Genomic DNA, 24,414 nt, shown 5'->3' with positions numbered 1-24,414 from the left:
GCATAGCCTTTGCCTTTAGTCTCGCCATCGGATCAACGGCGATCCGTCCTGAATATAGCGCCCGGCTGATTGAAGCCAAGTGGGCACGGACAACGGCGTCCCCTGCATCTGGCCATCGGCCCGGTGCACGGGACGCCTTTCTTTTTTTTGCGGAAAGACGATGGACAAAGCCACCCGAATCGATCTCTTCAGCTTGCGCACGGCGCCGATGCGCGCCTTCCATCTCACGTGGATGGCGTTCTTCGTGTGCTTCTTCGCGTGGTTCGCGTGCGCGCCGCTCATGCCGCTCATCAAGCGTGAATACGGACTCAACGCGGACCAGATCGCCAACATCAACATCGCAGCGGTCGCGGTGACGATTCTCGTGCGGCTCGTGGTCGGCCCGATGTGCGACCGCTTCGGCCCGCGCAAGGTGTATAGCGCGCTGTTGCTCGTCGGCGCGGTGCCGGTCATCGGCGCGGCGCTTTCCACGGGATACGACAGCTTCCTGTGGTGCCGGCTCGCCATCGGCGCTATCGGCGCGAGCTTCGTCATCACGCAGTACCACACGTCGGTGATGTTCGCGCCGAACGTGGTGGGCACGGCCAACGCGACGACCGCGGGCTGGGGCAACGCAGGCGCGGGCGCGGCGCAGGCCATCGTGCCCTTGCTCGTCGCGGCGGCGATTGCATTGGGCGCAGGCGAAGCATCGGCATGGCGTATCGCGCTGATCGTGCCGGGCCTGGCGATGCCCGTGATGGCGTTCTTCTACTGGCGCTATACGCAGGACTGTCCGCAAGGCGACTTCGCGCAACTGCGTCGCGCGGGCATCGCCATCGACGGCGGCAAGAAGGGCGGCTGGCAGAGCTTTGTCACCGCTTGCGCGAACTATCGCGTATGGATGTTGTTCGTGACGTATGGCGCGTGCTTCGGCGTCGAGGTGTTCATCCACAACATCGCGGCGGTCTATTACGTCGATCACTTCGGCCTGTCGCTCGGTCAGGCAGGCATGGCGGCGGGCAGCTTCGGTTTGCTTGCATTGTTCGCCCGCGCACTCGGCGGCTGGCTTTCCGATAAAGCCGCCGCGCGGCGCGGCCTCGACATACGCGCGACGCTGCTTTTCGTGTTGATCGCGGGCGAGGGCGTCGGTCTCTATGCCTTCGCTCACGCGGACGGCATCGCGCTTGCCCTCATCGCGATGATCGCGTTCGGTCTCTTCACGCACATGGCATGCGGTGCGACGTATGCGCTCGTGCCGTTCATCGACCGCAAAGCGCTCGGCGGCGTGGCCGGCGTGATCGGCGCGGGCGGCAATGTGGGCGCGGTAGCCGCGGGCTTCCTGATGAAGGGCGTCGGCAACGTGCAGCAGACGCTGTCGCTGCTCGGCGTGCTGGTCGCGGGCTCGGCGCTGTGCGCCATCGCCGTGCGCTTCTCTCCCGAACACAAGGCCCGCGAGGCCGCGCTGCGTGAAAGCGCGCTCGCAGTCAATAACGGCGTTGCCAACTGAGGAAAGGTCCCTGTCATGAATATCGTTGTCATCGGCCACGGGATGGTCGGCCACAAATTCCTCGAATGCCTCGCTGAAAGCGCCAATGAAGCACTGCATGTCACGGTGCTGTGCGAGGAACCGCGCGCAGCGTACGACCGCGTGCATCTGTCCGAGTTCTTCGCGGGCAAGTCCGCGGACGACCTCTCGCTCGTCGAAGCGGGCTTCTTCGATCGTTCGGGTTACGCGCTGAAGCTGAATGCGAGAGCCGTCGCCATCGACCGCGCAGCGCGCACCGTCACGACATCGACCGGTGAAACGCTCGCCTACGACAAGCTCGTTATGGCGACCGGATCGTACCCATTCGTCCCGCCGGTAGAAGGTAAGGACCGCGAAGGATGTTTCGTCTATCGCACGATCGAAGACCTGCAAGCGATGCAGGCGTTCGGCGCGCGTGCGAAGACGGGCACGGTGGTGGGCGGCGGCTTGCTCGGGCTCGAAGCCGCGAAGGCGCTGCGCGACATGGGGCTGCAAACGCACGTCGTCGAATTCGCGCCGCGCCTGATGGCGGTGCAAGTGGACGAGGGCGGCGGCCGCGTGCTGCGAAGCAAGATCGAGGCGCTCGGCGTGACGGTGCATACGAACCGCAATACGCTCGCCATCGTCGACGGCGAAGGCGCGGTCAACCGCATGAACTTTGCGGACGGCGCGCATCTCGACACGGACATGATCGTGTTCTCCGCAGGCATTCGTCCGCGCGACGATATCGCCCGTTCCGCAGGGCTCGAAGTCGGCCCGCGTGGCGGCATCGTGATCGACGACACCTGCCGCACGAGCGACGAGCATATCTACGCGATCGGCGAATGCGCATCGTGGAACGGCCAGGTGTTCGGCCTCGTTGCGCCGGGCTACGACATGGCGCGGATCGTCGCGAAGCAGTTGCTGGGCGAAGAGGCGTCGTTCGCGGGCGCGGACATGAGCACGAAGCTCAAGCTGATGGGCGTGGATGTCGCGAGCATCGGCGATGCGCACGCGAAGACGCCCGGCAGCCGCTCTTATCAATTCAGCGATGAACGCAAGCAGGTCTACAAGAAGCTCGTCGTATCCGATTGCGGCAAGTATCTGCTCGGCGGCGTGATGGTCGGCGATGCGACCGAATACGGCACGCTCCTTCAGTTCATGCTGAACAAGATGGAACTGCCCGAAGCGCCGGAATTCCTGATTCTTCCGCAGGCAGACGGCAAGGCCAAACCGGCGCTCGGCGTCGAGGCATTGCCGGACGGTGCGCAGATCTGCTCGTGCAACAACGTGAGCAAAGCCGAGATCTGCGCGGCGGTCTGCGCGGGCGCGACCAGCATCGGCGCATTGAAGAGCGCATGCAAGGCGGGCGCATCGTGCGGCGGCTGCGTGCCGCTCGTCACGCAAGTGATGAAGTCGGAGATGAGTCGTCAGGGCCTGGCGGTGAACAATCACCTCTGCGAACACTTCGCTTATTCGCGGCAGGAGCTGTATCACATCGCGCGCGTGGAAGGACATCGCACGTTCGCATCCCTGCTCGCGAAGCACGGCAAGGGCCTCGGCTGCGATATCTGCAAGCCCGTGGTCGCAAGCATTCTCGCTTCGTGCTGGAACGAGTTCGTTCTCAAGAAAGAGCACGCCAGCTTGCAGGATTCGAACGATTACTACCTCGCCAACATTCAGCGCGATGGCACGTATTCCGTCGTGCCGCGCATGGCGGGCGGCGAAGTCACGCCCGATGGGTTGATCGCCGTTGGTCAGATCGCGAAGAAATATGGCCTGTACACGAAGATCACCGGCGGGCAGCGCGTGGATATGTTCGGCGCGCGCGTCGAGCAATTGCCGCTCATCTGGGAAGAACTCATTGCGGCCGGCTTCGAGTCCGGACATGCGTACGGCAAGGCGCTGCGCACGGTCAAGTCGTGCGTCGGCTCGACCTGGTGCCGCTATGGAGTCGGCGATTCGGTCGGCCTCGCGGTGCAACTCGAAAATCGCTACAAGGGCTTGCGCACGCCGCACAAGATCAAGTTCGGCGTATCGGGCTGCACGCGCGAATGCGCCGAAGCGCAGGGCAAGGATATCGGCGTCATTGCCACAGAGAAAGGGTGGAACCTGTACGTCTGCGGCAACGGCGGCATGAAGCCGCGTCACGCGGAACTGCTCGCATCCGATCTGGATCAGGCGACGCTCGTGCGTTACATCGATCGCTTCCTGATGTTCTACGTGCGCACCGCCGACCGCCTCCAGCGTACGAGCGTATGGCGCGACAACCTCGAAGGCGGCCTCGACTATCTGATCGACGTCGTGGTCAACGACAAGCTCGATATCGCCGATGAGCTGGAAGCCGAGATGCAACTCGTCGTGGACACGTACGAAGACGAGTGGAAGAAGGCCGTCACGGACCCCGAAACCCGCAAGCGCTTCCGTCATTTCGTGAACAGCGACAAGGGCGATGAGACCGTGACCTTCGTGGAAGAGCGCGGCCAGATCCGGCCCGCGACGCCGGAAGAACGCAAGACTAAGCGCATCGACATTCCCGTGGTTGTCGAAACCGTCTGAACTCAGGAGCCCATCATGAACGACCGTATCGAACCCGACTGGACCGCCGTTTGCGAACTCGACGATATCGTGCCCGACACGGGCGTCTGCGCGCTCGTCAACGGCGCGCAGGTCGCCGTGTTTCACGTCGCGGCAGATGCGAACACCGTGTACGCCATCGACAACGTCGACCCGCACTCGCAGGCCGCCGTGCTCTCGCGCGGCATCGTCGGCAGTCTCGGCGAACGGATCGTCGTGGCCTCGCCGCTCTACAAACAGCACTTCGATCTGCGCACGGGCGAATGCCTCGAAGCGCCGGAACGTTCGGTCAATGCGTATCGCGCGCGCGTCGCGGGCGGCAAAGTCTGGATCGCGGCATGAGAACCGAATATGCGGTTGCGGCAGCGGCAGGCGCGGCTCGCATCGAGAGGCAAAAGCTCGTGGTGATCGGCAACGGCATGGCCGGCATGCGCACGGTCGAGGAGTTGCTGAAGATCGCGCCCGAGCTTTACGACATCACCGTGTTCGGTGCCGAACCTCATGGCAACTACAACCGCATCATGCTCTCGCCGGTGCTCGCCGGCGAAAAGAGCATCGACGATATCGTCATCAACACGCGCGAATGGTACGACGCGAATGGCATCACGCTGCATGCGGGCGATGCTGTCGTCGAGATCGATCGTGCGCGCCGTATCGTGCGATCGGAAAAGGGACGCGAAGCACGGTACGACCGCTTGCTGATCGCGACCGGTTCGACGCCGTTCGTGATCCCCGTGCCCGGCCGCGATCTTCCGGGCGTCATCGCGTTCAGAGACATTCAGGACGTCGAAACGATGCGCGAGGCCGCGCGACATCATCGCCGTGCGGTTGTCATCGGCGGCGGACTGCTCGGGCTCGAAGCGGCGAACGGATTGCAGCGGCAGGGCATGTCGGTGACCGTCGTGCATGCGAGCGATAGCCTGATGGATCGGCAACTCGACGCGAGCGCGTCCGCGTTGCTCAAGCGTTCGCTCGAAGCAAAGGGCCTGTGCTTCGCGATGGCCGCGCAAACCACCGAGATCGTCGGCGAAGAACGCGTGCGTGCCGTGCGTTTTGCCGACGGCACCCAGATCGAGGCGGACCTCGTCGTAATGACTGCGGGTGTGCGCCCGAATATCGCGCTGGCGAAGGCTTCGGGTCTGCACTGCGATCGCGCGATCGTCGTGGACGATACGCTGCAGACGTTCGATCCGCGCGTGTATGCGGTGGGCGAATGCGTGCAGCATCGCTCGGCCACGTTCGGCCTCGTTGCGCCGATCTGGGATCAGGCGCGCGTGGCTGGCGCGCATCTCGCGGGCGCGGGGCATCGGCGTTACGTGCAGCGTGCAACCGCGACCAAGCTGAAAGTAACCGGCGTGGACCTGTATTCCGCGGGCGATCTCATCGGCGGCGAAGGCAGCGAAGATCTCGTGCTGCGCGATCCGCGCCGTGGCGTGTACAAGCGACTCGTGCTGCAAGCGGGCCGCGTGATCGGCACGGTCCTGTACGGCGACGTGAAGGACGGCGGCTGGTACTTCGATCTGATTCAGAGCGGCACGGATGTTTCGCGGTATCGCGACCGCTTGTTGTTCGGCAAGACACTTTGCGAAGGGGCCGCATGAGCAGCATCGACATCATTCCCATCACGCGCGCCGATCCGGTCGGCGTGCGCACGACATGCCCATATTGCGGCGTTGGATGCGGCGTCGTCGCCACGCCGCGAACCGCGACCGATGTTGCCATTGCAGGCGACGAAACGCATCCGTCGAACTTCGGCCGGCTGTGCGTGAAGGGCTCGGCGCTCGGCGATACGGTCGGCCTCGAAGGGCGGCTGCTGAACCCGAAGCTGCGCGACCGCGCGACGGGCGCACTCAGCGACGTGTCATGGGACGATGCAATCGGCACGGTGGCGAGCGGCTTCGCGCGCATCATTGCCGAACATGGGGCCGATGCCGTCGCGTTCTATGTGTCCGGGCAGTTGCTGACGGAGGACTATTACGTCGCGAATAAGCTCATGAAGGGCTATATCGGCAGCGCGAACATCGATACGAATTCGCGGCTCTGCATGTCGTCGTCGGTGGCGGGGCACAAGCGCGCATTCGGCGAGGACCTGGTGCCGATGAACTACGAGGACCTCGAACTCGCGGACCTGATCGTGCTCGTCGGATCGAATACGGCGTGGTGTCATCCGATCCTTTTTCAACGCATGATGAAGGTAAAGGAAGCGCGGCCCGACGTGAAGATCGTGGTGATCGATCCGCGTCACACCGCGACGTGCGAGATGGCGGACCTGCATCTTCCGTTGAAACCCGGCAGCGACGTTCGGCTTTTCAACGGCCTGTTGGCGTTCCTCGCGGCGCATGGGGCGACGGATGCGGCGTTCGTCGACGCTCATACCGATGGCTACGATGCCGCGCTCTCGGCAGCGGGAGTCGCGGACATCGAGCAGGTGGCGCGCGACTGTAATGTGGATGCGCATGACCTGCTCGCGTTCTATCGACTCTTCACGCGGACGGAGCGTGCCGTCACGGTCTATTCGCAAGGCGTCAATCAGTCGAGCGCGGGGACGGACAAGGTCAACAGCATCATCAACTGTCATCTGGCGACGGGGCGCATCGGCAAGCCGGGCATGGGGCCTTTCTCGTTCACGGGCCAGCCCAATGCCATGGGCGGCCGCGAGGTCGGCGGCCTCGCCAACACACTCGCCGCGCATCTCGAACTCGATAACGGGAATCACCGCGGCATGGTGCAAACGTTCTGGTCGTCGCCGCGCATGGCAGCGCGCGCTGGCCTGAAGGCCGTCGAACTGTTCGATGCCATCGAAGCGGGCCGTGTTAAGGCAGTGTGGATCATGGGCACGAATCCGGTGGTGAGTCTGCCCGACGGCGATCGCGTCAAGCGGGCGCTCGACAAGTGCGAACTGGTCGTCGCATCGGACATCATCGAGAAGACGGATACGAATGCCTTCGCGCATGTGCTGTTGCCCGCGCTCGGATGGGGCGAGAAGGAAGGAACGGTGACCAACTCCGAGCGGCGCATCTCGCGTCAGCGCGCGTTTCTGCCCGCGCCGGGACACGCGCGCGCGGACTGGCGCATCATCTGCGATGTCGCGCGGCGCATGGGCTACGATGGTTTCGACTTCGACGCGCCGCATGAGATTTTCGACGAGCACGCGCGTCTTTCGTCGTATCGCAACGATGCGGAAAGCGGCGTGTATCGCGCATTCGATATCGGCGGACTGAGCGATCTGACACGCGAACAGTACGATGCACTGGAGCCGGTGCAATGGCCGCTGCGTGCCACCAAAGCCGCAAGCGGCACGCGCTTGTTCGAAACGGGCCGCTTCAGCCATGCGGACGGCCGCGCGCGTTTCGTCGCAACGCCGCCGCGCGCACCCGTCAATGCGCCTGATAGCGACTACCCGTTCGTGCTCAATACCGGACGCGTGCGCGACCAGTGGCACACGATGACGCGTACGGGACGTTCAGCGAAGCTCGCAGGACATATCAGCGAGTCGTTCATCGACATGCATCCGCAAGACGCGCTTGCATGCGGCGTGCGTGAAGGCGAGCTGGCGCGTATCACGAGCCGCTGGGGTTCGATGATCGCTCGCGTGCAACACAGCGGCGGCATGCAGCGCGGCAGCGTCTTCGTGCCGATTCACTGGAACGACCAAGTGGCATCGGATGCGCGCGTGGGCGCAGTGGTGAATCCCGTTGTCGATACGGTGTCGGGCGAGCCCGAGTTCAAGCATACGCCGGTGGCCGTCGAGAAATTCCATGTGACGTGGCATGGCTTTTCGCTTTCGCGCAGCACGCCGGTCATCGATTCGGTCACGCACTGGACCCGCGTTCACGGCGACCGTTTCATGCGTTATGAACTCGCGGGACGCAATCGCTTCGATGACTCGCATGGCAATCATCACGACTGGGCGCGTGCGTTTCTCGGCGTCGACGATCCGCACGCCGACTGGATCGAGTACGAGGACAAGAGCGCGGGCGTGTATCGCGCGGCGCATGTGGTGGATGATCGCATCGAGAGCTGCGTGTTCATCTGCGAGCGCCCGGACCTGCCGGCGCGCGCGTGGCTCGCGAGTCTCTTCGATAAGGAGCGTCTGAGCGACGACGACCGCGCGAGCCTCTTGCTCGGCCAGGCGATCGGCAAGGGCGAGGACACAGGACCGACGGTGTGCTCATGCTTCGGCGTGGGCCGCAACACGATCTGCAACGCGATCCGCGAGAAAGGGCTGAAAACAGCGGCGCAGGTCACTGCCTGCGTGAAGGCGGGCGGCAATTGCGGGTCGTGTGTGCCGGAGTTGAAGAAGCTCATCGTCGAGACGGAGATGGCGCTACTGAGCGTCGGCTGACACTTGCCTCGTCTATCCGGCGGGCCGTATGCCTATCTTGCCTTCGCGCGTTTGCGATGACTGCGATGACTGCGGCGCGCCGTTCTTCGCGAGGGCATGCGCGGTGCCTTGCATGCGTAGATCGTGCATCGGCCGATCGTCGTTGCCGAAGCGCGCAACGGAGAACGCGAACGTATTGATGCCATTCTCGCTCGTCGCCGACACCGTGCCGCGATGCATCTCCGCGACCGCTTTCACGATGGCAAGCCCGAGCCCGTGATTCTCGCGGCTATTCGTTCGCGAACTCTCCGCGCGATAGAAGCGGTCGAAGAGATGTTCCATGATGTGCGGCGCAATCGGCTCGCCGGGATTGGCGACCGCTATGCGCACGCGCGTCTGCTCTCGTTTGATCGACACCGATATGGTCGCGCCCGGCGCGCAATGCTGAATCGCGTTCATCACGAGATTCGACAACGCGCGTCCGAATAGCGATGTATTCACGAAAGCACGCGCATCTCCGCTCGATACCGCGCGCACTTGCGCTTCTTCGAGCGGAATCTCCAGGAAGTCCAGCGTGCGTTGCACTTCCGCGGCAAGCGACACCTCCACGAGGCCCGTCGCGCGTTCGCCCTGATCGGCGCGTGCAAGAAACAGCATGTCGTTGATGATCGCGCGCACGCGCTCGAATTCCTCGAGATTCGACTGCAACGTATGACGCAGTTCTTCGATCGGACGGTCTCGCGTCAATGCCACTTCGGTTTGACCGATCAGAATGGTGACAGGCGTACGCAGTTCGTGCGCGACATCCGCGTTGAATGCTTCGAGACGCCCGTATGCATGATCGAGCCGTTCCAGCGCACCGTTGAACGACTTCGCGAGGTCTTCCAGTTCAAATGGCAACGAACGCGTGTTGAGCCGTTGCGAGCGATTGTTCGGGCTCACACTCTGGGCATCGCGTGTGAGCCGCGTGAGCGGCGCCAGGCCGAGTCGCGCGACGGAGTAACTCAGCAGCAATACAGCGACCGTCGCGAGCGCCGTCAGCGCGGCGAGCGCCACGCCGAATACGCGCATGGTGCGTACGTTCGGCGAGCAGTCAACTGCGACGAAAAGCTGTAGCGGCGGGCGGTCGGCGTTGGGCGGAATCGTGAGCGTGGTCATCAGCATGTCGTACGCGCGGCCTTCGGGCTTGAAGCGTGCATAGCCGCCGAGCACGCGCTTGGTGACGTGGCCCGCAGGCGGCGTGCCGTAGCGGAAGCGCGCGTCGTTGCTCGTCACCGCGAAGAGCGTGGAGCCGTCGCGCGGCGTGATATCCGCGAGCTTCTCTTTCGCGATCTTCCACTTGTCCGCGTTGGACACATGCGTGACGATGAGCCGCGCAATCTCGGCGCGGTTATCGAGCGAATCGCGCAAGTGTTGTTCGAGTTGCACGCGAAGCACGAGAAAAAGCCCCGAGCCCACGAGCGAGAACACGAACAGCGCGACGAGCGCGAACATGACCGCGAGCCGCCGCGCAATGGAACGCTGCGAACGCGGCAGATTCTGTGCGTGCGGACCCTCGTGCGATGCTGCCCACGGAACGTTCATGATGGCCTCGCGTCTTCCCTCGTGTCACGTGCATCGCGCGGCTCGCGCACTTCGAGCACATAGCCCATGCCGCGCACCGTATGCAGCAGCTTCGTGCGAAACGGTCCGTCGAGTTTCGCGCGCAAGCGTTTGATCGCCGTCTCGACCACGTTCGTATGGCTTTCGAAATCCACTTCCCATACGAGCTCGGTGATCGCCGTCTTCGACAGGATATCGCCGTGACGACGCGCGAGCACGCTCAGTAGCTGGAACTCCTTCGCGGTGAGATCGAGGCGCACGCCGTCGCGGGTCGCGCGTCGTCCGATCAGATCGACGTAGAGATCTCCGACCGAAATCAGCGTGGATTCCTGCGCGCGCGTGCGCCGAGCGAGCGCATGCAGCCGCTCGACGAGTTCCAGAAAAGAAAACGGCTTCGTGAGGTAGTCGTCCGCGCCTTCGCGCAGTCCGCGCACGCGGTCATTGATGTGATCGCGTGCGGTGAGCATGATGACCGGCGTCGACTTCTGCATGCGCAGCGCCTTCAGCACGGCGAAGCCATCGCGCCGCGGCAGCATCACGTCGAGCACGATCACGTCGTAGTCGTATTCGACGGCGAGATGCGTGCCTTCTTCGCCATCCATCGCGATATCGACGACCCAGCCCTGCTCGGTCAGGCCGGAACGAAGGTAATCGACCACCTTGTGTTCGTCTTCCACTATCAGGACTTTCATGCCTGCACCTGTGTGTTCAGTGTGTGCTTATTGTGCCGCGGCGGTATTCACTTGGCACGCGCGTCGGCGACATCTTGCGTCTGCGCCGGCTCGCTCGCATCCCATCCGCCGCCCAATGCCTTCACGAGCGCGACCGATACCGTATGCTGCTGGCCGCGAATCTGCACGTCCTGCCGCTCGCTCGTGAGCAACTGCTGCTGCGCGGTGATGACGTCGAGATAGGCGACGAGGCCGCCGGAATAGCGGTCATTCGCGAGCGAGAGCAGGCGCTGCGCATCCATCACGGCGGCATGCGACTGCTTCGCTGCGCCATCCAGCACGGAGAGCCCGACGATGCCGTCCTGCACTTGCTGGAAGGCGTTCAACACGGTCTGACGGTAATTCGCTTCCGTTGCGCGATACCCCTCGCTCGCGAATGCGACCGCCGCCGAGCGACGGCCGCCATCGAACACGACCTGGCTCGCCATCGTGCCGATGGTCCACAAAAGACTCGGCGCAGAGATCAGGTTCGTGAGCGCGGTGCTTTCCCAGCCGATAGAGCCGTGCAACGTGAGGCTCGGAAAGAACGCGGCCTTCGCCACTCCGATCTGCGCGTTGGCGGCGGCCATCGCGCGTTCCGCGGAAGCGACATCGGGTCTGCGTTGCAGCACGTCGCTCGGCACGCCGAGCGGTATCGGCGGAATCGGGCGTTCATCGATTCTCGCGGCAATCGAGAATTGCGGCGCGGGCGTGCCGACCAGCGCGGCGATCGCATGCTCGTATTGCGCGCGCTGATTGAGCAGCAGTTGCGCTTGCACACGCGTCGAATCGAGCTGTGATTGCTGTTGCAACACATCGAGGCCGGATACCGCGCCGAGACTGTGCTGCGTGTTCACGTAGTCGAGCGCCTTCTCCTGCAACTGCACCGAGCGATTGAGCACGTCGATCTCAGCATCGAGTTCGCGCATCGAGAAGTAAGCGCTCGCGAGATCGGTGGTCAAGACGAGGCGCGCGTTGGCGAGGTCATCGCGCGTCTGGTCTTCCGATGCTTGCGCGCTTTCCACTTCGCGGCGAATGCGGCCGAAGAGATCGAGGTCGTAATCGACCGTGGGCGCGAGCTTGAGATCGTTCTGCACGGTCGACATGCTCGGCGTGCTGTAGTTGTTCACCGGGCGATTGCGCGAGCTGCGCGTGCGTGCCGCTTGTGCGCCAAGATCCACTTCGGGCAGCGCGAGCGATGATGTTTGCGCAAGTGTCGCGCGAGCCTGCTCGTAATGCGCGCTCGCGGCGGCGAGCGTCTGGTTCTGCGCGAGCGCCTGCGATTCGAGGGCGTCGAGAATGTCGTCATCGAAGCCGCGCCACCAGTCGAGGGCAAGCGGCGCATGCGAAGGCTCGCCCACGCGCCAGTACGAGTCCGTCTTCCATGTCGGCGGCGTCTCTGCAAGCGGGCGCTGATAGTCGGGGCCGACCGTGCAGGCCGCGAGCATCGACAGCAACGCGATAGAGGCGATGCGTCTCATGATGCGGCCTTCTTGTCGCTCGCCTGCTGCTCGGGTTGCTGCGGTTGTTGAGGTTGGTGTTGCTGCTCGTGCTGCTGGCCTTGTTGCGGCGCGATCACGACATGATCGCCGTCCGCCACCGAGTCGCTCGGGTTGATGATGATCTTGTCGTTCGCTTCGATGCCGCTCTCGATCTCCAGCGTCTGCCCGAGGTCCTGCGCGATGACGATCTTGTGGAGATGCACATGCCCGCTCGAATCGACGACGGCCAGGCGCGGACCCTCCGAGCGAAACAGCAACGCGTTGCCGGGAACGACCAGGCGCGCATGCGCGACGGACGGCACCGCGACCTGTACATACGCACCGGGGCGCAGACGTCCATCGGCATTGGGCAGCGTCACTTCGATTTGCAGTGAACGCGTGGGCACGTCGATCGCGCCGGAGATATGCGTCATCTTGCCGTGAAACTGTTGCCCCGGCAGCTCGGCTTGCGTGACGACCACCTGCTGCCCGACCGACACGTTCTGCGCGTAGGCCTGCGGCAGTTGCACATACACGCGCAACGGATCGGACTGCGCGAGCGCGAAGAGCGCGCGGCTTGCGCCACTGCCTGCATCGATGAGATCGCCGACATCCACATTGCGCTGCGTGACGACGCCAGCGAACGGCGCCACGATACGCTTGAACGATTCGAGCTGACGCAGGCGCTTCACGTTGGCGTCGGCGGCTGCGAGGTTGGCGACATCCTGGTTATAGGTGCTCTGGCGTTCATCCAGTTCCTGCTGCGAAACGGCATCGCGTTGGCGCAACTGCTTCCACCGTTCGAGTGATGTCTTCGCAAGCCCGAGGCTCGATGCGGTCTGGTCGCGTTGCGCGACGGCCTGCGCGAGTTCCTGATCGATCTCGGGCGTGTCGAGATCGGCGAGCAATTGCCCCTGCTTCACGCGCGCGCCGATATCGACGTACCAGTGCAGCAGATAACCGGTTGCGCGCGCATAGATCGGCGACTCGACGAAGCCGCGCAACGTGCCCGGCAGCGTGGTTTCGCCGCTGCCGTCCGTTTGCGTCGGCGACGCCACGTTGACGTATTGCTGCGCGTTCTGCTGCGTGCGCGTGGCGACCGAGCGGTTATGCACGAGGTCGCTCACGACCGTGCGCACCGCGCCTATCGCCAGCAGCGCGAGCACGATGACGATCGCAATCTTCGCGCGCTTCCATTCGAGGTTGCGCGGCGGCAGCGCCGGGCCTTCGTCGGGATCGCGCGCGGGAATGGCCAGCGATGCGTGGTTCTTTTCAGTCATGTTCGGCTTCGGGCGTGATGCGTTCAATGTTGATCGTGATGCTGCGCTTCGTCTTTGCGCCGTGCACGGCGTGCGAGCCGCGCGTGAATGCCGGCGAATACGAGCGGCACGAAGAAGAGCGTCGATACGGTGGCGAAGAGCAGGCCGCCGATGACCGCACGGCCGAGCGGCGCGTTCTGCTCCGCGCCTTCGCCGAGGCCGAGCGCCATCGGAATCATGCCGATGATCATCGCGAAGGCGGTCATCAACACCGGGCGAATGCGGCTAGCGCCGGCTTCGAGCGCAGCCGTGAGCGGCGGCGCGCCGGCCGCGAGGCGTTGGCGTGCGAAGGACACCATCAAGATGCTGTTGGCGGTGGCGACGCCCATCGTCATGATTGCGCCTGTCAGCGCCGGAACGGACAGATGCGTGCCCGTGAGAAAGAGCATCCAGATGATGCCTGCAAGCGCCGCGGGCAGTGCGCTCACGATGATGAGCGGATCGACCCATGACTGAAAGTTCACGACGATCAGCAGATACACGAGCACGATCGCCATCGCGACGCCGACGCCCAGGCCGAAGAACGACGTGCGCATGGTCTCGACCTGTCCGCGCACGGCGATCTGGCTTCCGCGTGGCAGCGTGCCGCGCGCCTGATCGACGAGCTCGTTCACGCGACGCGCGACGCTGCCGAGATCGCGTCCTTCCACGCTCACGAAGATATCGATGACAGGGCGGATGTTGTAATGCGACACGACCGCGAACTGACTCTCGGGCGACAGGCGCACGAGGTTGCCGAGCAATTGCGTCGGCCCCGTGCCGGGCGCGGAGACCGGCGTGCGCATCAGTTCATCGATCGACGATATCTGATACTGCGGCGTCTGCACCGCCATGTTGTATTCGACGCCGTTGCGCGGATTGAACCAGAAGCCCGGCGACGTCTGGGAACTGCCCGACAGCGAAATCAGCACGTTCTGCGCGACATTGCTCGCGGACAGATTGAGTTGCTGCAAACGCGTGCGGTCCATCTGAAGACTGAGCGTGGGTTGGTCGAGCTTCTGCTGGATATGCGTATCCACGTTGCCGGGAATCATGCGTATCTGCTTCATCAGGTTGCTGGCCACCTGAAAATTGCCTTGCTGGTTTTGCCCTTGAATCTGCACGTCGATGGCCGCGGGCAGACCGAAGTTCAAAATCTGCGTGACGATATCCGCTGGCTGAAAGAAGAACTCGACGCCGGGAAAAAGGCGCGGCAGCAGGGAACGCAACTGGTCGATGTAGGTTTGCGTCGGCGCATGATCGGGCTTGAGCGCGACCTGTATCTCGCCATCCAGCGTGCCGATCGTGCCCGCGTTGCTATACGACAAGTTGATGCCGCTATACGGCAGGCCGAGGTTGTCGAGGATGGTGGCGAGTTCGTCCTGCGGCACGACCTTGCGCACGACTTTCTCGACTTCATCCGCAAGACGCGCCGTTTCCTCGATGCGCGTGCCGGTCGGGGCGCGCATGTGCATGCGGATATCGCCTGCATCCACGCTCGGGAAGAAGTCTTCGCCGAGCACGAAAACCAGTCCTGCCGACAACAGACAGAAGCCCAAAAATAGCGAGCCGAACACGCGGCGCCGCACGAGCAGGGTACTCAGAATGACGATGTAAGCAGCGCGCATGCGTTCGAAGCCGTGATCGAACCGGCGATGCAGCCGCATGAAAAGATTCGGCCGGGCCTTCGCATCCGCTGCGTGCGCGTGGCCCATCAGAAGCATCGCGAGCGTCGGGACGAGGGTGCGCGAGAGGACATACGACGCGAGCATCGCGAAGACGACGGCTTCCGCGAGCGGCACGAACAGGTAGCGGGCTACGCCGGTCAGAAAGAACATCGGCACGAACACGATGCAGATGCATAGCGTGGAAACGAGCGCAGGCACGGCAATTTCGCCCGCGCCTTCGAGAATCGCTTCGTGCAAGTCCGTGCCCATGTGCAGATGACGCTCGATGTTCTCGATCGTCACGGTCGCGTCGTCGACCAGTATGCCGACAGCAAGCGCCAGGCCGCCGAGCGTCATGATGTTGATGGTCTGCCCGAGCGCATGCAACGCGAGCAGCGAAGAAAGAATCGACAACGGAATCGAGACGGCGATGATGCACGTGCTGCGCCAGTTGCCGAGAAAGAGCAGGATCATCGCGGCGGTCAGCGCGGCGGCAATCAACGCTTCGCGCACCACGCCTTCCACGGCGGCCTTCACGAAAACGGACTGGTCGAAGAGCGCAGTGATCTTGAGATCTTGCGGCAGCGCCGCGCGTGCTTGCGGCAAGAGGCTGTGCAACGTATTGACGATGGCGAGCGTCGACGCGTTGCCGTTCTTCAGCACCGAGATAAGCACGCCGCGTCGACCGTCCTGCCGCACGATATTCGTCTGCGGCGAGGAACCGTCGCGTACGTGCGCCACTTCACGCAAGTACGTGGTGGCTCCGTTCACCGTGCGCACCGGAATGTCGTTCAGGCCTGCCACCGTTGTCGGCGAGCCGTTCATGTTGATCGTGTATTCCTTCAAGCCGATCTTCGCGGTCCCGGTCGGAAGAATCAGGTTCTGCGCGTTGACGGCGCTCACCACGTCTATCGGCGTGAGGCCCTTGGCGAGAAGCGCGCGCGTGTTCAGGTCCACGGAAATCAGGCGCGTCTTGCCGCCATACGGATACGGCACGGCCGCGCCCGGAATGGTCACCAGTTGCGGACGCAGAAAGTTAAGGGCGGTGTCGTTCAGTTCCTGCTCCGACTGCTTCGGACTCGACAGGCCGAGTTGAATCACCGGAATACTCGACGCCGAATAACTGATGACGAGCGGCGGCGTCGCGCCTGGCGGCATCTGCTTGAGCTGCGCCTGCTCGACGGCTACCGTCTGCGCAATGGCCGTCTGAATGTTGGCGGTCGGCTGCAGGAACAGCTTGATGATGGCGATGCCCGGAAGCGACTGCGACTCGATGTGCTCGATGTTATTGACGGTGGTCGTCAGACTGCGCTCGTTGACGGACGTGATGCGATTAGCGATGTCCTGCGACGACAAGCCCGTGTACGTCCAGATGATGCTGACCACGGGGATGTCGATCTCGGGGAGCACGTCTACCGGCGTCGTCAAGAGGGCGAACGGCGTGGCCAGCACGATCATGATGGCCATGACGATGAACGTATAGGGGCGCTTCAGCGCAACGTTGACGATCCACATTGAGTCGTTAGGAGAGTGCGGGGAAAGGCGCCGGAATCGTGCTGGTTAGCGCGCGGCGTTCCACGAAGAGGCGGGCGCCTTACGTTCGGTGCCGCTATGGTAGTGCGCGGGCACCAACGAGATAATGACGCGAAAATGGCGCAGCGGTCATTTTCGCGGTTACGCGAACGTTCGGACGTTCATGGAAAGCGGAGCGACCGCGTGGGCCGATCGCTCCACTAGGGCATCAGTTCAAGTTGCCGTTGGTGTCGTTGGGCGACGATTGCGGTGCCGCCGAGCGATACACGCTTGCGCCGGTATAGATGCCCTCGCGTCGGTCGAGGAAGCTGCCGGGATACCGTTGATCGTCGACGCCCGGAAAGTATCCGGCCCGCTCGGCTCGGATCAGGTCGTCGCGGACCTGCTGCCGCGTCAAACCGTTCGACTGCGCGGCGGCGGCAAGCGGCGAGAGCGCGAACGCAACAATGGCAATGCGCGTGACTGGCTTCATGGCGAACTCCTCATGCAGATGATGGACGGACGCAATCGCAATGCGCATCCACGGCACAGTTGCCGTGGACCGGTCCATTGTAAGCACGAGTGGTTGCGAGAATTCGCCTGTTTGCGGCGGTTGCCGGGAAAGATGCGCGGACTATTGCGGCATCTGCTGCGAAGGCGTGTTCGACATCGTGCCGCCCGAGGCCGACGTGCCTTCCGGCGATGCACCATACGCGGTGCCTTCATGCACGCGCGCTTCGGCAGCCTGAATGTCGTCGGGATAGAACGCCTCGCGTGCCGCCGGCCGATAGCCGGCCTGTTCCAGTTGCTGAAGGTCCTGCTTGACCTGATCGCGCGTGAGGCCTTGCTGGGCCATTGCAGCGACGGGCGAGGCGATGAGCGCGGCGGCAACGATACGCATGACGAGTTTCATGGCGAACTCCTGATAACGGGTGAAGGGCGATCGCGGCATGCGGTCGGGAAGGTGAGCGAGAGCAGAGAAGACGGCTTTCGCCACGGCTGAATTCTATTTGTCGTACCGTGACGAGATGCTGGCGCGCACATGGCGTTTCGGTCAGCGGCGCGCGCGTGTCGGCTGCCTGAAAGACGGCGCGGCCAGTGATAGACTCGCCTGCGCGCGAGGCCGGCCCATCCGACGAAACGCTCGACGCCTCGCCTTCCTTTATCGAACCGGATACGATCAATTGCCGTTCAAGCTGCCGACTACCGCTACCGCTCCGTTCTGCCCGTCCGAGGTCAAAGGCTCCGTCATCGTTGCGCCGGGCACGCCGCTCTGGAAAAAGCTGCTGCAATTCGCGGGGCCGGGGCTGCTCATCTCGATCGGCTACATGGACCCCGGCAATTGGGCGACGGACATCGAAGCTGGCTCGCGCTATGGCTATAGCCTGCTGTTCGTCGTCGTGTCGTCGAGCATCGCGGCGATGGTGCTGCAATGTCTGTCGATGCGCCTTGGCATCGTCACCGGCCGCGATCTCGCGCAGTTGTCGCGCGAGCGTTACGCGAAGCCTGTCGCGAATGCGCAATGGATGCTCGCGGAGTTGTCGATCATCGCGTGCGATCTCGCCGAAGTACTCGGCGGCGCACTGGCGTTTCACCTGCTTTTCGGCTGTTCGCTGATGTGGGGCGTGGTGCTCACGGCATTCGACACGCTCATCGTGCTGGGGCTGAAGGGCAAGAACTTTCGCGATCTCGAAGCGATCATGCTCGGGCTCATCGCGACCATCGGCGTGGGATACATCGTGGAGTTGGCGCTCGTCAAACCGCACTGGCCGTCCGTCGCGGCGGGACTCGTGCCATCGTTTCACGTGCTGTCCGAGCGCGAGCCGCTTTATCTCGCCATCGGCATTCTGGGCGCGACCGTGATGCCGCATAACCTGTATCTGCATTCTTCCATCGTGCAGACACGCGTGGTCACTCGCGAGCCGAAGGATCTTGCTTCGTCGATCAGGCTTTCGCGGCTCGACACCATCGCGTCATTGATGCTTGCGCTGCTCATCAACGCGGCGATCCTGATTCTCGCGGCTTCCGCGTTTCATGCGACAGGTCACACGCAAGTGACCGAGATCGAGGACGCATACAAGCTGCTCGCGCCCATCGTCGGCAGCGGGCTTGCCGCGATTTTGTTCGCGGTGACGCTCTTCGCTTCGGGGCAAAGCTCCACCTTCACTGGGACCATTGCAGGGCAGGTCATCATGGAAGGCTTTCTGCGCCTGAAGATTCCGTGTTATCAGCGGCGCTTCATCACGCGGGCGCTCGCGCTGGTGCCTGCGCTGATCGGTGTCTATATGCTCGGCAACGGCGCGGTCGGCAAGCTGCTGGTCGCGAGCCAGGTCGTGCTGAGTCTGCAATTGCCGTTCGCGCTGTATCCGCTGATTCGCATGACGAGCGATCGCACGCTGATGGGCAGCTTCGCGAATGCGCCGCATACGAAGGTCATTGCGTGGCTGCTTTTCGTCGTGATCAGCGCGGCTAACATCTGGCTCGTCGTGCAGACCGCGACGGAGTGGTTCGCGTAAGCGCGAGGCCTACGCGAACCGCCTACCGCGTACTAAATGCGGCTTACTTGACGACAGCGACCGGCGTATTCGATTTCGCCGCGACGGCAGCGGGAATCGCAGCGTCGGCGGGCAGTGCCTGATCGACCGTGGTGCGTCCGCCATCGCGGAAGAACGCGAGTTCAGCCGCCTTGTTCAGCACGAGAATGCTGATGCGCCGGTTCGTCGGCTCGTCGATGACGTCCTTGTTGAGCGGCAGGGCGTCGGCGAGACCGCGCACTTGCAACACCTTGCCTTCGTTCATGCCGCCCGCGACCAGCGCACGCCGCGCCGCGTTCGCGCGCTCGCTCGACAGTTCCCAGTTCGAATAGCCTTTCTGGTTGCCGGAGTAGGGCACGGCATCCGTATGGCCTGCGATCGACACGCGATTGTCCACGTCGTTGAGCGATGCGCCGATGTTGGACAGAATCGTCGTCACATAGCTTTCGAGCTTCGAGCTGCCCGATGCGAACATCGGCCGCTTCAAAGAATCGACGATCTCGATACGCAAGCCTTCGCTCGTGATCGCAATGCGGATCTGATCCTTGAACGCGCGCAATGCGGGCGTGTTCTCGATCAGCGCGGTCAGCTTCTGCTTCAGTTGTTGCAGGCGCTGCATGTCGTCGACGGCGACGGCCGCGCGCGCGACGGAAGGCGGCACCGGCTGCGTCTGGCTCTTGTTGGCTTCGCCGGGACGCGAGCTGGACAGGTCCTTGCCGCCGCCGTTGATGACGCTCGTATGGGCGGAGGCGCCGCCTTCGTTGCCGAACAGCGCCGAGAGCGGCGTATTGAAGTATTGCTCGATGCCTTCCTTGTCGTACTTCGACGTGGAGCCGAGCAGCCACATCAAGAGGAAGAACGCCATCATTGCGGTCACGAAGTCCGCATAGGCGATCTTCCACGCGCCGCCATGGTGGCCGCCGTGGCCGCCGCCCTTCTTCTTGCGACGCACGACGACAGTGGGCGCGAGCACGGATTGCAACGGGTCGCGAGACGGTCTTTCAGCCATGAACGATGCTCCTTGTGTCTACGCAGAAGCGGGTCAGGCCGACTTCGGCGACTTGGTGGCGCGCACGGCGTCGTCCAGTTCCTTGAAGCTCGGACGGTCCGCCGTGAAGAGCACCTTGCGGCCGAACTCGACAGCGACCGTCGGCGCGTAGCCGTTCATCGATGCGAGCAGCACGGACTTCACGCACTGGAACGGCTTGGCTTCCGCCGCGCCCTTCGCGTTGAGCAGGTCGGCGAGCGGGCCGATGAAGCCGTAGGCGAGCAAGATGCCGAGGAACGTGCCGACCAGCGCGCCGGCGATCATCTCGCCGAGCACGGCGGGCGCAGCGCCTACCGAGCCCATCGTATGCACCACGCCCATCACCGCGGCCACGATGCCGAATGCGGGCAAGCCATCGGCCATCTTCTGAATGGCGTTCGCGGCCACCGCGCTTTCCGTGTGATGCGTCTCGAGTTCTTCGTCCATCAGGTCCTGCAATTCGAGCGCGTTCACGTTGCCCGCCGACATCATGCGCAGGTAATCGACGATGAAATCGAGCAGGTGATGATCCGCCATCACGTGTTCGTACTTCTGGAAGACCGGGCTGGACTCGGGCGCGTCGACGTCCGCTTCGAGCGCCATCATTCCTTCCTTGCGGGCCTTCTGCAGCAGTTCGTACAGCAGCGCGATAAGCGAGAGGTATTTCTCTTTGGTATATCCGCCGCCTTTGAAGACCTTCGGCAGTGCCTGCAAGGTTTTCTTGAGCGTGGACGTGGGGTTCGATACGACGAACGCCCCGATGGCCGCGCCGAAAATACACAGCAATTCAAAAGGCTGAACGAGGGCTGCCAAGTGACCGCCGACCCCCATGAAGCTCCCGATGACGGAGCCGATGACGACTACCCATCCGATAACGACAAACATGATTTCTCCGCAAATGTCCGGGCGTTGCGAGCCGTGCGCACTCGTTAGCGAAACACGCACGGCTCGCAATGCATTGTCTGCATGATGCTGGGCTTTTTAACGGCGCGGTACACGCCGACATTTAGGGTGGCGCCCGCAAACATTTCGAGGCGGCCTCCGCCAAGGTAAAACTTACGCGCGTGCTTTACGCGCAAGGTAATGGATTGCTGCCATGCGCTTCGTCTAACATCGGCGCATGGACACGACACTGACCGAAGCCAAGGCCCGCGCGCCGGGCGTCACGCCTGCCACGGTTGGCATGTTGCTGCGCGAATGGCGTCAACGCAGGCGCATGAGTCAACTGGAACTTGCCTGTATAGCGGACGTTTCGACGCGCCACTTGAGCTTTATCGAATCCGGACGCTCCGTGCCGAGCCGCGACATGCTGATCCGGCTCGCCGAGCAACTGGACGTGCCTTTGCGCGAGCGCAACGCGCTTTTTCTCGCAGCGGGCTATGCGCCGCTGTACAAGGAGCGGGCATTCGCGGACCCGGAACTCGCACCCGCACGGCGTGCCGTCGAACTCGTGCTGAAGGGCCACGAGCCGTATCCCGCGCTCGCGGTGGATCGTCACTGGACGATGATCGCCGCCAATGCCGCGCTGCAACCGCTCGTCGCAGCGGCGGATGCGTCCTTGCTTGCGCCGCCCGTCAACGTGCTGCGCCTCGCGCTGCATCCGCGCGGGCTCGCGAGCGTCATCGAGAACTGGCACGAGTGGCGCGCGCATCTGCTTGCGCGGCTGCGTCGGCAGATAGACGTGTCAGGCGACACGACGCTCGCCGCGCTGCGCGACGAACTCGAAGCGTATCCCGCGCCGCCGCACGCGGGACGCGCCGAGCGCGGCGCAACCGATCTTGTCGTCGTGCCGCTGCGCTTGCGCACGGAGCTCGGCGTGCTGTCGCTCATCAGCACGACCACGGTGTTCGGCACGCCGGTCGATGTCACGCTCTCGGAGCTCGCAATCGAAGCCTTTTTCCCCGCAGACGACGCCACCGCGCGCATACTCCATCGGGCGCACGGCGAGCGTCGCTAACGGGTGATGTGGAACCTGCTGCCGCCGCGCGAATCAATCAACAGGAGGGGAGCGGCGCGCTGCCATACGCGCGCGCCGGTGCCAGCGTCAGCTTTTGTCCAACCAACGCAGAAGGCAGCCATGATTCAGACATTCGAACACGTGATCGGCGGCGAGCGCATGCAGTTTTGCGCGAGCATCGCGGAAGGCGGCGGACCGCAGCGCGTCATCATCAGCCGAGCGGACTCGGCGGAATCGCTCGTCATCGTCCAGGCCGATGGCATCATCGGCACGATCAGGGCGGAAGTGGAAGCGCCGGATACGTTCGTCGCGGACGCAGTGCGCAAGGCGCAGCAGGAAGCATTGATCGAACGGGCGCTGGAAACCGGCGAGGTGCAGACGACAAGCCTCTAGCGTGTTTCTATCCGACGATGCCCGCGCAGCCCGAAAGGGTGCGCGGGCATTCGTCATGCGGGACATGAACGAGCCGCTACATGCGCGGCTCGCCGTTCTTCGGATCGGCCGGGACGAGCGGCATCGCCGAATCGGGACCGTCCGGCATGTCGGGATCGTCGGGATTCGGCGCCGCATCCGGATCGAGCAACTTGTCCGGATCAGGTTCGACGGTTTCTTCCGGGGCGTGTGGCTGGTTGGACATGATGCGGGTTCTCCTTGAAGTGACTTGAGCCGGTTCGCAACCTGTGTTCCCGCCGAATGCGCCAAGCTATTTCGCCGCGCGTCGGTGCCGGTTCGCGGCTTCATCGCCGTCCGCCGCTGTCCCGCCGCGCACGCCACGCGCGATGACCGCCGCGCACGCCAGCATCGCCACCGAAGCAGCCGCCGACCAGCGCACCGCATCGACGATTTGCGCCGATGCCGCCGTGCCTCCCGCGTGGCCCGCGTGGGCCGCCAACGCGCCGAACGCGGCCACGCCCATTGCGCCGGCAGCCTGCCGCGCGGTGTTCAGCACGGCCGACGCCGTGCCCGTGCGCCGCTGGCCGACCGTGCCGAGTAGCGCGGTCGTCATTGCCGGAACGGCCACGCCCATGCCGGACGGGATCAGCAGAAACGGAAGCAGCAGAGCGACCGTCGGCGTCTGGGCATCGACGAAAGCGAGCGCCGCGAAACCCGCCGCGTCGAGCAAGGCGCCCGCGATCATCGGGCCGCGCGAGCCAAAACGCGCCACGACCGGACCGCTCGCGAGATTCGACAGCAGGAAGCCGCCCGTGAGCGGCAAGAACGCGAGGCCGGTCTGCAACGGCGTCTGTCCGAGCACGCGTTGTAAATACAGACTCAGCACGAACACGCTTCCATAGTAGGTGAAGTTCACGGCGATGCCGAACAGCACCGCGGCGCTGAACGTGCGCTCGCTAAATAGCGCGAGCGGGAGCATTGGCGCGGGGCTTCTCCTCTCGACTGCGATGAACGCGGCCGTCGCCGTCGCCGCAATAGCGAATGCGCCGGTCACGAGCGGATGCGACAGCCCGAGCGGCCGCGCCTCGATCACCGCGCCGACCAGCGCCGTGAGCGCCACGATGGCGAGCGCCTGGCCGCTCACGTCGATGCCGTCGCCGCGCCCGTGCGACGGCGACTCGTCCACCCATGCGAGCGTCGCCGCGACGCCCGCCGCGCAGATCGGCAGATTGACCCAGAAGATGCTGCGCCAGCCGAACGCCGCGATCAGCGCACCGCCGACAATCGGCCCTGCCGCGATGGACACCGCGCCCGCCGCCGTCCAGAGGCCGACCGCGCGCGCCCGCACGCGCCGCTCGTGGCCGCACGCGGCGTTCAGCAGCGCGAGCGAATTCGGCAGCATCGCTGCCGCGCCGACGCCCTGAATTGCGCGCGCCGCGATCAATTGCGCGGCATCGCTTGAAAAGGCGCAGGCGAGCGAAGCGAAGGCGAAGACCGCGAGTCCGCCGACGAACAGCCGCCGCGCGCCGAGCCGGTCGCCGAGCGAGCCGGCCAGAAGCATCAGCGCGGCGAATGCGAGCGCGTAGGCGTCCACGGTCCATTGCAGGCTCGCGACGCTCGCGCCGAGATCATGTGCGATGCTCGCGAGCGCGACGTTCACGATCGACACATCGAGCTGCGAGACGACGAAGCCGACGCTCGTCGCGGCGACGACGCACAACTGGCGGGAAGACAGGTTCGAGTTCATGCCGCTCATCGTAGGCGCGTGACGCGCGGGATGTTTCGGCCTCACCTGAAATGAAAATGGCGCACCGCCGAGGCGTGCGCCATTGTCTTTCCGTCACGACGA

General features: G+C 63.9%; 19 protein-coding genes. 8 read left to right on the top strand and 11 right to left on the bottom strand.

Translation table 11 applies throughout. From position 1 onward, the window contains the following. Positions 1–160 precede the first annotated feature (160 nt). Genes NCR35_RS17215 through NCR35_RS17195 form a run of 5 tightly spaced genes read left to right on the top strand, consistent with a single transcriptional unit; the run spans position 161 to position 8,405 of the window. Positions 161–1,486, top strand: a complete 1,326-nt coding sequence (locus NCR35_RS17215) for an MFS transporter (protein WP_250535305.1) — start codon at positions 161–163, stop codon at positions 1,484–1,486. A 15-nt stretch (positions 1,487–1,501) separates the two neighbouring features. Continuing rightward, positions 1,502–4,042 carry a nitrite reductase large subunit NirB gene (gene nirB, locus NCR35_RS17210; RefSeq protein WP_250535304.1) on the top strand — a complete coding sequence of 847 codons (2,541 nt, stop codon included), beginning with the start codon at positions 1,502–1,504 and terminating at the stop codon, positions 4,040–4,042. A gap of 15 nt (positions 4,043–4,057) precedes the next feature. Next, on the top strand, positions 4,058–4,402 hold the full coding sequence (gene nirD, locus NCR35_RS17205) for a nitrite reductase small subunit NirD (protein ID WP_248322498.1): 345 nt from the start codon (positions 4,058–4,060) through the stop codon (positions 4,400–4,402). Then, positions 4,399–5,661: an NAD(P)/FAD-dependent oxidoreductase gene (locus NCR35_RS17200; protein WP_250535303.1), complete on the top strand. Its 1,263-nt coding sequence runs from the start codon at positions 4,399–4,401 to the stop codon at positions 5,659–5,661. Before nirD ends, NCR35_RS17200 begins: the two co-directional genes overlap by 4 nt. Next, on the top strand, positions 5,658–8,405 hold the full coding sequence (locus tag NCR35_RS17195; protein ID WP_250535302.1) for a nitrate reductase: 2,748 nt from the start codon (positions 5,658–5,660) through the stop codon (positions 8,403–8,405). The genes NCR35_RS17200 and NCR35_RS17195 overlap by 4 nt, the downstream gene beginning before the upstream one ends. 12 nt (positions 8,406–8,417) lie before the next feature. Here NCR35_RS17195 and NCR35_RS17190 read toward each other — a convergent pair whose 3' ends face one another. From NCR35_RS17190 to NCR35_RS17160, 7 genes are all read right to left on the bottom strand, one after another. Beyond that, on the bottom strand, positions 8,418–9,968 hold the full coding sequence (locus tag NCR35_RS17190; protein WP_284503083.1) for a heavy metal sensor histidine kinase: 1,551 nt from the start codon (positions 9,966–9,968) through the stop codon (positions 8,418–8,420). Then, complete coding sequence (locus NCR35_RS17185; protein ID WP_159834444.1) at positions 9,965–10,678, bottom strand: heavy metal response regulator transcription factor; 714 nt, start codon at positions 10,676–10,678, stop codon at positions 9,965–9,967. Before NCR35_RS17185 ends, NCR35_RS17190 begins: the two co-directional genes overlap by 4 nt. Positions 10,679–10,725: 47 nt before the next feature. Continuing rightward, a complete protein-coding gene (locus NCR35_RS17180; protein ID WP_250535301.1) occupies positions 10,726–12,177 on the bottom strand; it encodes an efflux transporter outer membrane subunit in 1,452 nt (483 codons plus the stop codon). Next, complete coding sequence (locus NCR35_RS17175; RefSeq protein ID WP_250535300.1) at positions 12,174–13,457, bottom strand: efflux RND transporter periplasmic adaptor subunit; 1,284 nt, start codon at positions 13,455–13,457, stop codon at positions 12,174–12,176. Before NCR35_RS17175 ends, NCR35_RS17180 begins: the two co-directional genes overlap by 4 nt. Positions 13,458–13,480: 23 nt before the next feature. Beyond that, positions 13,481–16,657, bottom strand: a complete 3,177-nt coding sequence (locus tag NCR35_RS17170) for an efflux RND transporter permease subunit (protein WP_250535299.1) — start codon at positions 16,655–16,657, stop codon at positions 13,481–13,483. A 226-nt stretch (positions 16,658–16,883) separates the two neighbouring features. After that, positions 16,884–17,147, bottom strand: a complete 264-nt coding sequence (locus tag NCR35_RS17165; RefSeq protein WP_250535298.1) for a DUF4148 domain-containing protein — start codon at positions 17,145–17,147, stop codon at positions 16,884–16,886. 141 nt (positions 17,148–17,288) lie between these two features. After that, positions 17,289–17,567: a DUF4148 domain-containing protein gene (locus NCR35_RS17160; protein WP_250535297.1), complete on the bottom strand. Its 279-nt coding sequence runs from the start codon at positions 17,565–17,567 to the stop codon at positions 17,289–17,291. A gap of 271 nt (positions 17,568–17,838) precedes the next feature. Between NCR35_RS17160 and NCR35_RS17155 the strand changes: the two genes are divergently transcribed. Continuing rightward, entirely contained in the window at positions 17,839–19,170 is a 1,332-nt protein-coding gene (locus tag NCR35_RS17155) for an Nramp family divalent metal transporter (RefSeq protein ID WP_250535296.1), read from the top strand. A gap of 43 nt (positions 19,171–19,213) precedes the next feature. Here NCR35_RS17155 and motB read toward each other — a convergent pair whose 3' ends face one another. Together motB and motA are read right to left on the bottom strand one after the other, a co-directional pair. Continuing rightward, positions 19,214–20,197, bottom strand: a complete 984-nt coding sequence (gene motB, locus NCR35_RS17150) for a flagellar motor protein MotB (RefSeq protein WP_244850065.1) — start codon at positions 20,195–20,197, stop codon at positions 19,214–19,216. 33 nt (positions 20,198–20,230) lie between these two features. Beyond that, positions 20,231–21,100, bottom strand: coding sequence for a flagellar motor stator protein MotA (motA, locus tag NCR35_RS17145; RefSeq protein WP_175941395.1), 870 nt, complete (start codon positions 21,098–21,100; stop codon positions 20,231–20,233). A 235-nt stretch (positions 21,101–21,335) separates the two neighbouring features. Between motA and NCR35_RS17140 the strand changes: the two genes are divergently transcribed. Then, positions 21,336–22,172 carry a helix-turn-helix domain-containing protein gene (locus NCR35_RS17140; RefSeq protein ID WP_250535295.1) on the top strand — a complete coding sequence of 279 codons (837 nt, stop codon included), beginning with the start codon at positions 21,336–21,338 and terminating at the stop codon, positions 22,170–22,172. 120 nt (positions 22,173–22,292) lie between these two features. Next, on the top strand, positions 22,293–22,565 hold the full coding sequence (locus NCR35_RS17135; RefSeq protein WP_175941399.1) for a hypothetical protein: 273 nt from the start codon (positions 22,293–22,295) through the stop codon (positions 22,563–22,565). Between the two features lie 76 nt (positions 22,566–22,641). Here the strand turns inward: NCR35_RS17135 and NCR35_RS17130 are convergent, their stop codons facing one another. Both NCR35_RS17130 and NCR35_RS17125 read right to left on the bottom strand, forming a co-directional pair. Next, positions 22,642–22,809, bottom strand: a complete 168-nt coding sequence (locus tag NCR35_RS17130; RefSeq protein WP_244850068.1) for a hypothetical protein — start codon at positions 22,807–22,809, stop codon at positions 22,642–22,644. Between the two features lie 66 nt (positions 22,810–22,875). After that, positions 22,876–24,321, bottom strand: coding sequence for an MFS transporter (locus NCR35_RS17125; protein ID WP_250535294.1), 1,446 nt, complete (start codon positions 24,319–24,321; stop codon positions 22,876–22,878). Positions 24,322–24,414 lie beyond the last annotated feature (93 nt).

The sequence above is a fragment of the Caballeronia sp. AZ10_KS36 genome (assembly GCF_023631105.1).
GTDB lineage: Bacteria > Pseudomonadota > Gammaproteobacteria > Burkholderiales > Burkholderiaceae > Caballeronia.
Note: the sequence above shows the minus strand (reverse complement) of the source record. Positions and strands in the feature narration are given on the sequence as shown.